Consider the following 11,959-nt stretch of genomic DNA (forward strand, 5'->3'; position numbering starts at 1 on the left):
CTTGACCCCTGACCTGGATCAAAGAGCGATGACGCGCCCTGGCCGGATCACGCCGTGCGCAGCCGCAGCGGTTGCGGCTTCAGATACGTCGCCGACCGCCACAGCCATTCCATCGGACCGAACCGGAATCGCGCCAGCCACAGATGGCTCACCAGCACCTGCAGGCCGAACAGCGCCAATGCGAACACCGGCTGCCAGGCGCGCGGCAACTGCTCGAAATAGCCCAGCCCGTAGCCGTAGAAGATCCAGGTGCAGACCAGCGACTGCATCAGGTAGTTGGTCAGCGCCATCCGCCCTGCCGGCGCCAGTGCGGACAGCGGCCGCCGCCACAGGGGAGAGCCCAGCGCGCGTACTACCCAGGCCGCGTAGCCCAGGCACATCAGCAGGTTTGCCGTCATCTGCAGCGCGAAGGCGGTGGCGATGCGCAGGTCGAACGAAGCGAAGTCCATCGTCGGTTCCAGCGCCACCGACCCCAGCATCGCCAGCAGGCCAACCGGCAAGGCCACCCAGCGCAGGCCCGCATACAGGCGCGGGAACTCCTGCGGACGCGCGATCGCGCCACTGCGCACGAACCAGGCGCCGATCAGGAACATGCCGAATACGATGAAACCGAACATGGTGATGTTGCTGAGTGCCATCCCTGTACTCTTCAGGCGCTGCAGCGTGGCCTCGGCGTAGGTGCCGCTGCCGTAGGCGGTCCGCTCGGCCTCGATCAGCACCTGCATCTGCTTGCCGATCTCGCCCATCATCTTGTCCCATCCCTCGGTGCCGCCCATCAGCGACCCCATCGCCCCCATCAGGTACATGAACCCGATCGGCATCACGTAGGCCACCAGTCCCATCCCCACATACCAGCGGTATGGCAACGTGCGGAACGCCAGCAGCAGGAACGAGCACAGCGCGTACATCATCAGGATGTCGCCCGCCCAGATGAAAAGCGCGTGGATCACGCCGATGCAGAGCAGCACCAGTCCGCGGCGCCAGTACACGCCGGCGAACGGGCGCCCCGCCTGCTCGGCGCGCTGCGACATCACGGCGAACCCCATGCCGAACAGCAGCGAGAACAGCGTATAGAACTTGCCCTGCACCAGCACGTAGATAAGCAGGTCGACAGTGCGGTCCATGCCGGTGAGCGCCGGATCCAACCCGCTGCCGGAGGCCATCACCGGCCCCACGAAACCTTCCAGGTTCATCAGCAGGATGCCCAGCAGCGCGAATCCACGCAGGACGTCCATCGCTTCTATGCGTTCGGTCACCGCGATCGGTGCCAGGTTCTCCGTGATCGTCGCCGTCATTCCTTTCCCCCGAGTTGGTCCGTCCGATTAGACCACGTGTGCTGCCGCCTCCTGCGTGCCAAAAGAAACGGCCCGCTTGCGCGGGCCGTCCGGATCACACGATGTCGTGCGGCTCAGTGGTGGTGGCCACCGTCGCCGTGCACGTGGCCGTGCTCGAGTTCTTCGGCGCTGGCTTCGCGCACTTCCACGATCTCCACGTCGAAGTGCAGATCCTTGCCGGCCATCGGGTGGTTGAGGTCCACGTCCACCACGCTCATGCCGACCTTCTGGATGGTCACCGCGCGCGGACCGAAGTTGGTCTGCAGCACGACCTGCTGGCCCGGCACCAGGCGCTGGTTGCCGAAATGCTTCTTGGGCACGCGCTGGCTCAGGCCGTCGCGACGCTCGCCGTAGGCATCGGCCGCCGCCACGTCCACGCCGAAGCTCTCGCCGGCTTCGCGGTCCTGCATGGCGTTTTCCAGGCCCGGGATGATGTTGCCGTGGCCGATCAGGATCGCCAGCGGCTCACGGTCCTTCGAGCTTTCGATCGGCTCCTGGCCGGCTTCGGACACGGTGTAGTGGAAACGGACGACGCTGTCTTTTGCGATTTTCATGCGGGACTCTGGACGGGGCCTACCAGGCGGCAGGACAGGCGCGGCTTGTCGGCCGCAAGGGAATGCGGCGAAGATGCGCCGCGATGAAGGCCCGACATTATCCCGGCTTGCCCGCGCCCGCGCCACTTCGGCCCTGGGGCCTGTCCCTGCTCTGCGCCGGCCTGCTGGCGCTGGCCGGCTGCGGCGGCTCCAAGCCACAGGCTCACAAGCCATCGCCCCCACCCAGCCAACGCGACTGGCCGGTGGTGGAGGCCGATGATCCGGCCGCCGCCACCTCCGTCCTGATGCGCGCGATCGGCCTGGTTGGCACGCCCTACCGCTACGGCGGCAACACACCGGAATCGGGCTTCGACTGCAGCGGCCTGGTGACCTACGTGTACCGGGACATGCTGGATCTGCGCCTGCCGCGCACCTCGCGCGAGCTGGCGCAGGTGCAAGGGCCAAAGATCGAGCCACGCCGCCTGGCACCGGCCGACCTGGTGTTCTTCGGCAGCAAGGGCAACGTCACCCACGTCGGCATTTATGTGGGGGAAGGCCGCTTCGTCCACGCCCCCAGCACCGGAGGGACAGTCCGGCTGGACCATCTCGACGGTCCCTACTGGCGGGACCATTACAGCGGCGCGAAACGCGTGCTTCGTTAGGATTCGGTCAAGTCTGTGACAGCGAACATTCACGCTTAACGAATAAATAACGATTTATGAACCAAATCGGGCCGATCAGCCGGCATTATCGCCCCTGACTTGTTAAACCCTACCCGCGCGTGACGACCGACGACCTGCCGACAGGCCAGCCAGCCGCCACCCACCGCCTGCCGCGGAGGGTTTCCCGATTCCTCATCAGCCTTGGCCTGTGCGCCATGGCGTCCGTCGTGCAGGCCCAGACTGCGCCTGCCGACGTCGACGCGGCGTCAATCCCGGCCTCGCCCGATGTCGTGGCGACCACGCCGGCACCGGCCAGCAAACCCGTCATCACCAGCGTCAAGGAAAAGGCAGCCGAAGCCGCCACCGCGACGCTCTCCGCCCTGCTCCCGCGCCTGGCGGCCAGCGACACGCTGCCGCTGGTCGACCGTTCGGCGATGGTGGCCGGCGACATCAGCAAGCTGCTGGCCGCGTACGACCTGAGCAAGGAAGGTGTGGTCTCGCAGGAACAGCAGGGTGGCAAGGTCCAGGCCGTCCTGCAGCGCGCGCTCGCGCTGATGGGCACACCGTACCGCTGGGGCGGCACCTCACCCGACAGCGGCTTCGACTGCAGTGGCCTGGTCGGCTACGTCTTCCGCACCGCACTGGGCATCGAACTGCCGCGCGTGTCCCGCGACATGGCCTCCAAGGCCGACGCGGAACTGGTCGCTGCACGCGACGAACTGCGCCAGGGCGACCTGGTGTTCTTCGGTCTGAAGGGCCGCATCAACCATGTCGGCATCTATGTCGGTGAAGGCCGCTTCCTGCATTCGCCGAGCAGCGGCAAGGACGTTCGCGTGGACAGCCTGATCACCGGCTATTGGGCCAACCGCTACCTGAGCGGCCGCCGCGTCGCGATGTAACGCGCCGCACGCCGGTGCTGCACCAAAGGAAGGCCGCCTCGTGCGGCCTTCGTGTTTTCCGGTGATCGCGGTGCGCCGCAGCTTGCGTCGAGCGGCGCGTTGCCGCCATTCTCCGGGGGCGCGTCGATCTTCGCGCATCACCTGACCGTTGCGCCGAAGGGGAGTCGTACGCGATGCAGGCTTCACTGTTGACCAATCTGATGCTCCCGTTGGCCCTGGGCATCATCATGCTCGGGCTGGGACTGGGCCTGACGCTGGAGGATTTCCGTCGCGTCGCACGCTATCCGCGCGCCGTCCTGATCGGCCTCGTGCTGCAGACGCTGGTGTTGCCATGGGTGGCGTTCGGCCTGGCGATCGGATTCGGCCTGCCTGCCGAACTCGCCGTGGGCCTGATGCTGCTGGCCGCCTCACCTGGTGGCGCCACCGCCAACATCTACAGCCACCTCGCCCGCGGCGATGTGGCCCTGAACATCACGCTCACCGCGATCAACAGCCTGCTGTGCCTGCTGACGCTGCCGGTGATCCTCAACCTGTCGCTGGAGTATTTCCTCGGCGCCGGCCAGTACGTCCCACCACCGACCAAGAAAGTGGTCGAGGTCGCCGCGATCATCCTGTTGCCCGTGGCCATCGGCATGCTGCTACGCGCGAAGGCGCCCGGCTTCGCCGCGCGGGCCGAGAAGCCGATCCGCCTGCTCTCCGTGCTGGTGCTCGCCCTGCTGGTGGTGGCCGCAGTCGCGCAGGAGTGGAAGACGCTGACCAGCTACTTCGCCATCGTCGGCCTGGCCTGCCTGCTGTTCAACCTCGCCAGCATGGGCTTCGGCTACGCCGCACCGTTGGCGCTGCGGCTGCCGAAGAAGCAGGCCATCGCCATCGCGATGGAGATCGGCATCCACAACGGCACGCTGGCGATCTTCATTGCGCTCAACGTGCTGCAGAACCCGACCGTCTCGGTACCGGCGGCGGTCTACAGCCTGCTGATGTTCGTCACCGCGGCGGTGTTCGCCTGGTGGGTGTCGCGCGGCACGCGCGAGGCCAGCGCCTAGCGGTCGGCGCCGGGTCCGCGCGCGACATAGGCCATGCCGATCGACGCGGGCGCCGTGTCGGCAAAACCGAACTGCGCATAGAGGTGCTTCGCTCCTCCGTCCGCAACCAGCATGACGTAGGCCGAGGGCGGCGCGTTGGCGCGCAGCCAGGCATCGAGCGCCGCCATGATGCGCCTGCCCAGTCCCTGGCCTTGGTGCTCCCGTTGCACGGCGATGTCCACGACGACGAACACCGTGCCGTTGTCGCCGACCAGCCGTCCCATGCCGATGACCTCGCCCGCCTTCACCAGGCTGACGCCGTACAGCGTGTTCGCCAGGCCGCGCTCGGCGGCTTCGGGCGACTTGGGCGACAGGCCGGTTTCGATGCGGAGACGGCGATAGGTCGTTGCGTCGGGAAACGAGGCGACCAGTTCGATCGTCCGGGCGTCACTCATGGCGACGGAGCGGCTTCATCCGCGAGACCCACGTTGCTGGACGCCCGCTCATAGACCTCGCGATCCAGCAGGCCGGTTTCCTTCGCCACCAGGACGGGCACCAGCATCTGGCCGGTGACGTTGGTCATCGTGCGCATCATGTCGAGGATGCGGTCGATCGCCACCAGCAGGCCGATGCCTTCCAGCGGCAGGTTGGCTGCGGTCAACACCACGGTGACCATCACCGTCGCCGTGCCCGGCACGCCGGCCGTGCCGAAGCTGCCCAGCACCGAGGCCAGCAGGATCAGGAAGTACTGGTTGACCGACAGGTCCAGGCCGAAATACTGCGCCACGAACACCGAGGTCAGTGCGGGATAGATCGCCCCGCAGCCATCCATCTTGATGCTCGCACCGAGCGGGACGGCGAACGCGGCGTAATCCTTGTCCACGCCCAGATTGTGGGTGACGCTGCGCAGTGCCACCGGCATCGAGGCGAAGCTGGACGAACTGGCGAACGCCACCTGCATGCCCGGCGCGGCGCCGCGGAAGAACTTCCACGGATTCAGGCCATGCGCCAGCAGCAGGCTGCCGTAGACCACAACGATGTGCAGCGCGCAGGCGACGTACAGCGCACCGATGTAGCTGCCCAGCGGCAGCAACTTTTCGAACCCATAGGTACCGACCAGGCTGCCGATCAGGCCGAACGTGCCGATCGGGGTCATTTCCAGCACGAAGCGTGTGACCTGCACCATCGTGTCGCTGGCCTCGCCGGCCAACTTGCGCAGGCCGGCGCTGCGCTCACCCAGCTTGACCAGCGCGAACCCGAGCAGGCCGGCGAAGAAGATCACCTGAAGGATCTTGCCGTCGGTCAGCGCCTTGAACGGATTGGCCGGCACGATGTCCAGCAGCACCTGCACGGGCGTGGGGACTTCGCGCACCTGATAGTCCGGCGCGGTCATCAGGCCCGTGATTCCCTTGCCGGGCTGCACAATCCAGCCCACCGCCAGGCCCACGCAGACCGCGAGCGCAGCCGTGATGGCGAACCACATGAAGGTGCGTCCACCGAGCGCGGCCACCGACTTCTGCCCATGCAGGCTGGAGACCGCGTTGATCACCGCGAAGAACACCAGCGGCACCGCGATCATCTTGATCAGCGTGACGTACAGGTCGCCCAGCGGCTTGAGCCAGACGCCCGCGGCCGGCCCCATCAGCCAGCCCGCGAGCGCACCCAGCACGAAGCCGGCGACGACGCGCTGCCAGAACGGGATCTTCAACCAGGCCGAGACCAGCTTCATCCAGACGACTCACATAAGCGGACGCGACACCTTAGCCCAAGGCCCCTCGTGCAGCGAGCCTTCACGCGGAATGCCGGGTGTCATGAACAGGACACTGCGCTGGCGTCATAATGGCGCGTCCATCATTCCCCCCGTTTGCCATGCCCTTGCGTTCTTTCGTTTCGCCGCTCGTCGGCATGACCCTGCTCACTGCACTGGCCGGTTGCGCCAGCATCTCGCCCTCCCCGGCTTCCGCGCTCCACGTCGACGTCCCGCCGGTCGCGCACCCGCAGGGTGAAACACCCCAGTGGTGGTATCGGAATGGTGCGGCGAAGGCCGCCGCGAACGGTGCGATGCAGGGCCGCGCGAAGAACGTCATCGTGTTCCTCGGCGACGGCATGAGCCTGACCACCGTGGCTGCGGCGCGCATCTTCGAAGGCCAGCGCAAGGGCACGCCCGGCGAAGAGAACCTGCTGAGCTGGGAGCGCTTCCCGCACACCGCCTTCAGCAAGACCTACAACACCGACTCGCAGACGCCCGACTCCGCCGGCACGATGACCGCGGTCGCCACCGGCGTAAAGTCGCACATGGGCGCCATCGGCGTGTCGGCGGGCCACAAGGGCGAATGCACGCCCGACGGCAGCAAGGACCTGCTCAGCTGGTTGACGCTCGCCGACAGTGCGGGCCTGTCCACCGGCATCGTCACCACCGCGCGCATCACCCACGCTACGCCTGCGGCGACGTATGCGCACGTCTCGCACCGCGACTGGGAAAACGACACCGACCTGCCGCCCGAAGCCATCGAGGCGGGCTGCAAGGACATCGCGCAGCAGCTGCTGACCGCAGCGCGTTTCGGCCATGGCCCCACCGTCGCGCTGGGTGGCGGTCGCGGCGAATTCCTGCCGATCGACGTGCGTGATCCCGAAGAGGACGACAAGGTCGGCCAGCGCCTGGACGGCCGCAACCTCGTCGCCGAGTGGCAGCAGGCGCATCCGCAGGGTGCCTACGTATGGAACACGCAGCAGTTGGAGGCGGCGGCCAACGCACCGCAACTGCTCGGCCTGTTCGAATACGACCACATGCAGTTCGAGCACGATCGCCGCAAGGACGCCCAGGGCGAGCCATCGCTGGCCGAACTGACGCGCGTCGCCATCCGCAACCTGTCGCACAACCAGGAAGGCTTCGTGCTGCTGGTGGAAGGCGCGCGCATCGACCACGCCAACCACTACGGCAACGCCTACCGCGCCCTCGACGAGACCGTCGCGATGTCGGACGCCGTGCAGGCAGCAGTGGATGCGACCTCGCGCGACGACACGCTGATCCTGGTCACCGCCGACCACTCGCACACGCTCAACTTCGTCGGCTATCCGGTGCGCGGCAACCCCATCCTCGGCAAGGTGCGCGGCCAGGGAGGCGAAGACGATACGCCGGGCGACCTCGCCCGCGACCAGAATGGCCAGACCTTCACCACGCTCACCTACGCCAACGGTCCCGGCTACACCGGCGCAAGCAACCGTCAGCCCGCAGGCCCGAAGCATTTCCTGCATGCGCCCAGCAGCGTCGAACCCTCGGAAGGCCGGCCCGACCTGAGCCATGTCGATACCGAGCACCCCGACTACCTGCAGGAGGCGCTGGTGCCGCTGAAGTCGGAGTCGCACGGCGGCGAAGACGTCGGCATCTGGGCCATCGGCCCGGGCAGCGACGCGGTACGCGGCACCGTCGAGCAGAACACGATCTACCACTTCGTCGTACAGGCGACACCGGCGCTGCGTGCACGCCTGTGCGCCGCTGGCACGTGCGATGCGAACGGCGTGCCGGTCGAGTTGCCGAAGCCGGTCGACTTCGAGAAGAAGTAAAAGAAACAAGGCTCCGGCCAATGCCGGAGCACGCGGATCAGAACGGCTTGGCCAGTACGAGCCAGATCACCGCGATCAACGCGAACAGCGGCAGTTCGTTGAACCACTTCAGTGCCGTCGGCGAAGGCAGTGACTTGCCCTTCGCCGCGCCCTTCAGCCAGCGGCCGGTGACGATGAAGTGCGCCAGGATAAGCGCCACCAGCGTCAGCTTGGCGTGCAGCCAGCCACCGCTGATCCCGAAGTGGAACCACAGCACGCCGCCGAGGATCACCGCGATCCCGAACATGCTGTGGCCGAAGCCGTACAGCCGGCGACCCATCAGCAGCAGCCGTGCCTGCACATCGGCCTGCCCTGTGGTCTCTGCCAGGTTGACCAGGATGCGCGGCAGGTAGAACACCGTCGCCATCCAGGCGATGACGAAGACGAGGTGGAAGGTCTTGACCCACAGGTACATGCGGCTGGCTCCGTCTGGCTGCGCAGGATGGCGTGCGGCGCATAGGATAGCGCGCCGCATCGCGTAAGCTTCCCGCCTTTCCGCACGCCGGACACACGCATGACCAAGCAGTACGACGCCGACTACTTCCAGCGCTGGTACCGCGAAGGCGACATCGGCGGCGCCCCGCGCCTCGCGCGCAAGGTGGCGCTGGCCGTCGCGGTGGCCGAGTACCACCTGGAGCGTCCGATCCGCACCGTGCTGGACATCGGCTGCGGCGAAGGGGCTTGGCGCGCACCGCTGCTGAAGCTGCGGCCGAAGCTGCAGTACCTCGGCTTCGACGCCAGCGAGTACGCCATCCGCCGTTTCGGACGCACGCGCAACCTGCACTACGCACGCTTCGAGGATTTCGAGTACCTGCGCCCCTGTGAACCTGTCGACCTACTGGTGTGCTCGGACGTGCTGCACTATGTGCCGACGCGCGAGCTGAAGCGCGGTCTGCCCGGGCTGGCGGAACTGTGCGGCGGCGTGGCGTTCCTGGAGACGTTTGCGAAGGAAGACGAGTTCGAGGGTGACCACGACGGCTTCCAGCCCCGCAAGGCGGCGTGGTATCGGCAGGCCTTCAACGGCGAGGGCTTCCAGTCCATCGGCAACCACTGCTGGCTGGGTCCGCGTTTGGCGGGCGACGTCGCCGTACTGGAGGCGGCGGACTACCGGCCGATAACCTGAACAGGCTACGCGCGGCGACCCCGGCTTTCCGGTATGCTGCGGCGCAGCACCACGCACCAAAAGTGGGATTCAGGACTGCCATGACCTTGTACCAACTGCACGAACTCGGACGCGCATGGATGGCGCCGCTGGCCTACATGGCCGAAGCGAACGCGCGCATCTTCTCCGCGCCCACCAGTTGGCTGTCGAACGTGCCGGGCGCCGAGCGCATCGCCGCCGGCAACGAACTGATTTACCGCATCGGCAAGGATTACGAAAAGCCGGCGTGGGAGATCCACGAGGTCGAGGTCGAAGGCCGCACCGTGCCGGTGGTCGAGCAGGAGATCGTCAAGAAGCCGTTCTGCCGCCTGTTGCGCTTCAAGCGCTACACCGACGACGCCGGCACCATCACGGCATTGAAGGATGATCCCACCGTGCTGGTGGTCGCGCCGCTGTCGGGCCACCATGCCACCCTGCTGCGCGACACCGTGCGCACGCTGCTGCGCGACCACAAGGTCTACGTGACCGACTGGGTCGACGCACGCATGGTGCCGGAGAGCGAAGGCGCTTTCAGCCTCGACGATTACGTCGGCTACGTCGAAGAGTTCATCCGCCACATCGGCGCGGATAACCTGCACGTGATCAGCGTCTGCCAGCCGACCGTGCCGGTGCTGGCGGCGGTGTCGCTGATGGCCGCGCGCGGCGAAGCCACGCCGCGTTCGCTGGTGATGATGGGCGGCCCGATCGACGCCCGCCGCAGCCCCACCGAAGTGAACAGCCTGGCCACGCGCAATCCGCTGTCGTGGTTCGAGAACAACGTCATCCACACGGTACCGATGCCCTACCCGGGCGAAGGCCGTCGCGTGTATCCCGGCTTCCTGCAGCACGCCGGCTTCATCGCGATGAACCCCAGCCGCCATTTCATGTCGCACTGGGATTTCTACGCCGACCTGGTGAAGGGCGACCAGCAGGACGCGGAATCGCACCGCAAGTTCTACGACGAGTACAACGCCGTGCTCGACATGCCGGCCGAGTATTACCTCGACACCATCCGCACCGTGTTCCAGGAATTCCTGCTGCCGCGCGGAAAGTGGAAGGTCAACGGCGAGCTGGTGACGCCTGCGGCGATCAAGAAGACCGCGCTGATGAGCATCGAGGGCGAACTCGACGACATCTCCGGCCAGGGCCAGACCGCCGCCGCGCACGACCTGTGCACCGGCATCGCGAAGGCGCACCACAGGCACCTGACGGTCGAGGGCGCCGGCCATTACGGCATCTTCAGCGGCCGCCGCTGGCGCGAGCAGGTCTATCCGCAGGTACGCGACTTCATCGCCAAATACGCGGGCTGACGCAGTCTTTCCTGTGGGAGCGACGTCAGTCGCGATGCTTTCCCTGCACCGCCGCGCGCTCACCGGCAAAATGAAAAGGCCGCCCTCGCAGGCGGCCTTTTCGTTCGCGACTGACGTCGCTCCCACATCTGACGTCACACCACCGGCATACGCACCAGCAGGTGCTTGGCCAGCCAGCCGTGGAACAGGCCGACCACGCGCGCCAGATGCAGCGTGGCGAACAGCAGGACGATGCCGACCACCGACGCCAGCGGCAGCAGCCAGGGCGCCTCGGTGACGAGGTTCCAGTCGCCGAAATTCATCACGTAGCCGTAGGGCAGGAAGAACGCCACAGGTGCGGCGATCAGCCCCAGTGACAGTGCCAGCAGCGTGATGGCGACGGAGAAGTACAGGATGCCCAGCGGATGCAGCAGCAGCAGGTACAGCATCGCGGTCCAGGTGCGACCATCGGTGAACAGCTCTTTCAGTCGCGTCATCCACGGTTTGTCGCGCTGCGTGTACAGCGGCCGACGCGGCATGCGTTCACCCAGCAGGACTTCGACGATGCGACCTTCGACCAGCGACAGCAGCCGCACCGACATCAGGAACAGCAGCAGCAGCGGAATGCCGATGATCAGGATCAGCAGACCGGCCGACAGGCTGGCGCCGGTCACGACCCAGGTGAAGTAGAACGTACCGGTCGCCAGCGACAGCAGCATGTAGAACAGCGCGCCGTACGTGCGCGGGTCGGCGGCGACGCCGAAGAACCGGCCGAGCAGCGACTTGCGCTTCGGCGGCACCGGCGGGCGCAGCGCCTTGGCGACCGTGACCTCGGTTTCGCGGTAGATGTCGGCGACCTCGTCCGGCGCGCCGTAACTGCCGGCGACCGAGGCGATGACCTCGGCTTCGGACTTGCCGGGGTTCTCCGCCAGTTCCGAGCGCAGGTACTCCTCCGCGTCGTAGACGGCGTCCTGGATCATGGCTTTGTCGGCACCTGCCAACGCGGCGCGCAGCTGGTCCAGGTATTCGGGGATGGAGGTGGGCAGGCGGCTGCCCGGGGCGGTGGTGGTGTTCATGCAGGAATCCCCTCAAGCACGGAATCGACGGAATCGCGGGTGGCACGCCAGGCGGCGGCCCAGGACTGCAGGGTCTGCCGCCCTGCCTCGGTGATGCGGTAGTAGCGACGGGGTGGCCCGGCTACCGAGGGTTCGACGAAGCTGTCCAGCAGCCCGCCGCCCTCCAGATTGCGCAGTACCGGGTACAGCGCGCTCTGCTTGCCGCTTAGGACGCCGTCGCCGACGCGCTCCAGCTGCTTGGCGATCAGGTAGCCGTACAGCGGCTCGCCGGCGCGGGCCAGGACCGCCAGCAGCGCCAGCGACACGGTGCCGGCACTGAGCTCTTTCTGGAACTTCTTCAGGTGGATGTCGGGCTCGTTCATCGCTCCCCCTCTGCGGGACCCCCGCTAGGTTGGAGACG

Annotated in this window: 13 protein-coding genes; 6 read left to right on the forward strand and 7 right to left on the reverse strand. The window is 66.9% G+C overall.

Going from position 1 to position 11,959, the window contains the following annotated elements; all coding sequences use genetic code 11:
* Positions 1-47: 47 nt before the first annotated feature.
* Together IB230_RS10820 and IB230_RS10825 are read right to left on the reverse strand one after the other, a co-directional pair.
* Positions 48-1,295, reverse strand: a complete 1,248-nt coding sequence (locus IB230_RS10820) for a DUF418 domain-containing protein (protein ID WP_192272090.1) — start codon at positions 1,293-1,295, stop codon at positions 48-50.
* A gap of 113 nt (positions 1,296-1,408) precedes the next feature.
* On the reverse strand, positions 1,409-1,888 hold the full coding sequence (locus IB230_RS10825) for a peptidylprolyl isomerase (protein ID WP_142124432.1): 480 nt from the start codon (positions 1,886-1,888) through the stop codon (positions 1,409-1,411).
* Positions 1,889-1,971: 83 nt separating this feature from the next.
* Here IB230_RS10825 and IB230_RS10830 point away from each other — a divergent pair, with 83 nt between their 5' ends.
* The 3 genes from IB230_RS10830 to IB230_RS10840 all read left to right on the forward strand — a co-directional run bounded on the left by IB230_RS10830 (position 1,972) and on the right by IB230_RS10840 (position 4,471).
* The gene (locus IB230_RS10830) at positions 1,972-2,529 is read left to right on the forward strand and encodes a C40 family peptidase (RefSeq protein ID WP_192272092.1); all 558 of its coding nucleotides are present in this window, start codon (positions 1,972-1,974) and stop codon (positions 2,527-2,529) included.
* A gap of 119 nt (positions 2,530-2,648) precedes the next feature.
* Positions 2,649-3,428, forward strand: coding sequence for a C40 family peptidase (locus IB230_RS10835; RefSeq protein ID WP_192272094.1), 780 nt, complete (start codon positions 2,649-2,651; stop codon positions 3,426-3,428).
* Positions 3,429-3,616: 188 nt separating this feature from the next.
* The gene (locus IB230_RS10840) at positions 3,617-4,471 is read left to right on the forward strand and encodes a bile acid:sodium symporter family protein (protein ID WP_225589492.1); all 855 of its coding nucleotides are present in this window, start codon (positions 3,617-3,619) and stop codon (positions 4,469-4,471) included.
* On the opposite strand, the gene IB230_RS10845 is transcribed toward IB230_RS10840, so the two are convergent.
* Both IB230_RS10845 and IB230_RS10850 read right to left on the reverse strand, forming a co-directional pair.
* Entirely contained in the window at positions 4,468-4,905 is a 438-nt protein-coding gene (locus IB230_RS10845) for a GNAT family N-acetyltransferase (RefSeq protein ID WP_192272098.1), read from the reverse strand. The two genes, IB230_RS10840 and IB230_RS10845, sit on opposite strands and share 4 nt — an antisense overlap.
* Positions 4,902-6,179 carry a dicarboxylate/amino acid:cation symporter gene (locus tag IB230_RS10850; RefSeq protein WP_192272100.1) on the reverse strand — a complete coding sequence of 426 codons (1,278 nt, stop codon included), beginning with the start codon at positions 6,177-6,179 and terminating at the stop codon, positions 4,902-4,904. Before IB230_RS10850 ends, IB230_RS10845 begins: the two co-directional genes overlap by 4 nt.
* A 140-nt stretch (positions 6,180-6,319) precedes the next feature.
* Here IB230_RS10850 and IB230_RS10855 point away from each other — a divergent pair, with 140 nt between their 5' ends.
* Positions 6,320-8,014, forward strand: a complete 1,695-nt coding sequence (locus IB230_RS10855) for an alkaline phosphatase (RefSeq protein WP_192272102.1) — start codon at positions 6,320-6,322, stop codon at positions 8,012-8,014.
* 37 nt (positions 8,015-8,051) lie between these two features.
* Here the strand turns inward: IB230_RS10855 and IB230_RS10860 are convergent, their stop codons facing one another.
* Positions 8,052-8,468 (reverse strand): CopD family protein, encoded by a 417-nt coding sequence (locus IB230_RS10860; protein ID WP_192272104.1) that lies wholly within the window; start codon positions 8,466-8,468, stop codon positions 8,052-8,054.
* A 99-nt stretch (positions 8,469-8,567) separates the two neighbouring features.
* Here IB230_RS10860 and IB230_RS10865 point away from each other — a divergent pair, with 99 nt between their 5' ends.
* Together IB230_RS10865 and phaZ are read left to right on the forward strand one after the other, a co-directional pair.
* The gene (locus tag IB230_RS10865) at positions 8,568-9,176 is read left to right on the forward strand and encodes a class I SAM-dependent methyltransferase (protein WP_192272106.1); all 609 of its coding nucleotides are present in this window, start codon (positions 8,568-8,570) and stop codon (positions 9,174-9,176) included.
* A gap of 80 nt (positions 9,177-9,256) precedes the next feature.
* The gene (gene phaZ, locus IB230_RS10870) at positions 9,257-10,504 is read left to right on the forward strand and encodes a polyhydroxyalkanoate depolymerase (RefSeq protein WP_192272108.1); all 1,248 of its coding nucleotides are present in this window, start codon (positions 9,257-9,259) and stop codon (positions 10,502-10,504) included.
* Positions 10,505-10,638: 134 nt separating this feature from the next.
* Here phaZ and IB230_RS10875 read toward each other — a convergent pair whose 3' ends face one another.
* Together IB230_RS10875 and IB230_RS10880 are read right to left on the reverse strand one after the other, a co-directional pair.
* Positions 10,639-11,559: a sensor domain-containing protein gene (locus IB230_RS10875; protein WP_192272110.1), complete on the reverse strand. Its 921-nt coding sequence runs from the start codon at positions 11,557-11,559 to the stop codon at positions 10,639-10,641.
* A complete protein-coding gene (locus tag IB230_RS10880; protein ID WP_062355736.1) occupies positions 11,556-11,921 on the reverse strand; it encodes a PadR family transcriptional regulator in 366 nt (121 codons plus the stop codon). Before IB230_RS10880 ends, IB230_RS10875 begins: the two co-directional genes overlap by 4 nt.
* Positions 11,922-11,959 lie beyond the last annotated feature (38 nt).

Source organism: Pseudoxanthomonas sp. PXM01 (assembly GCF_014851815.1).
Classification (GTDB): Bacteria; Pseudomonadota; Gammaproteobacteria; order Xanthomonadales; family Xanthomonadaceae; genus Pseudoxanthomonas_A.

What these genes read in the sequence shown, in the direction of transcription:
- IB230_RS10820 (WP_192272090.1), bottom strand. Translation starts at nt 1,295, where the DNA reads ATGACGGCGACGATCACGGAGAACCTGGCACCGATCGCGGTGACCGAA.
- IB230_RS10825 (WP_142124432.1), bottom strand. Translation starts at nt 1,888, where the DNA reads ATGAAAATCGCAAAAGACAGCGTCGTCCGTTTCCACTACACCGTGTCC.
- IB230_RS10830 (WP_192272092.1), top strand. Translation starts at nt 1,972, where the DNA reads ATGAAGGCCCGACATTATCCCGGCTTGCCCGCGCCCGCGCCACTTCGG.
- IB230_RS10845 (WP_192272098.1), bottom strand. Translation starts at nt 4,905, where the DNA reads ATGAGTGACGCCCGGACGATCGAACTGGTCGCCTCGTTTCCCGACGCA.
- IB230_RS10850 (WP_192272100.1), bottom strand. Translation starts at nt 6,179, where the DNA reads ATGAAGCTGGTCTCGGCCTGGTTGAAGATCCCGTTCTGGCAGCGCGTC.
- IB230_RS10855 (WP_192272102.1), top strand. Translation starts at nt 6,320, where the DNA reads ATGCCCTTGCGTTCTTTCGTTTCGCCGCTCGTCGGCATGACCCTGCTC.
- IB230_RS10860 (WP_192272104.1), bottom strand. Translation starts at nt 8,468, where the DNA reads ATGTACCTGTGGGTCAAGACCTTCCACCTCGTCTTCGTCATCGCCTGG.
- IB230_RS10865 (WP_192272106.1), top strand. Translation starts at nt 8,568, where the DNA reads ATGACCAAGCAGTACGACGCCGACTACTTCCAGCGCTGGTACCGCGAA.
- phaZ (WP_192272108.1), top strand. Translation starts at nt 9,257, where the DNA reads ATGACCTTGTACCAACTGCACGAACTCGGACGCGCATGGATGGCGCCG.
- IB230_RS10875 (WP_192272110.1), bottom strand. Translation starts at nt 11,559, where the DNA reads ATGAACACCACCACCGCCCCGGGCAGCCGCCTGCCCACCTCCATCCCC.
- IB230_RS10880 (WP_062355736.1), bottom strand. Translation starts at nt 11,921, where the DNA reads ATGAACGAGCCCGACATCCACCTGAAGAAGTTCCAGAAAGAGCTCAGT.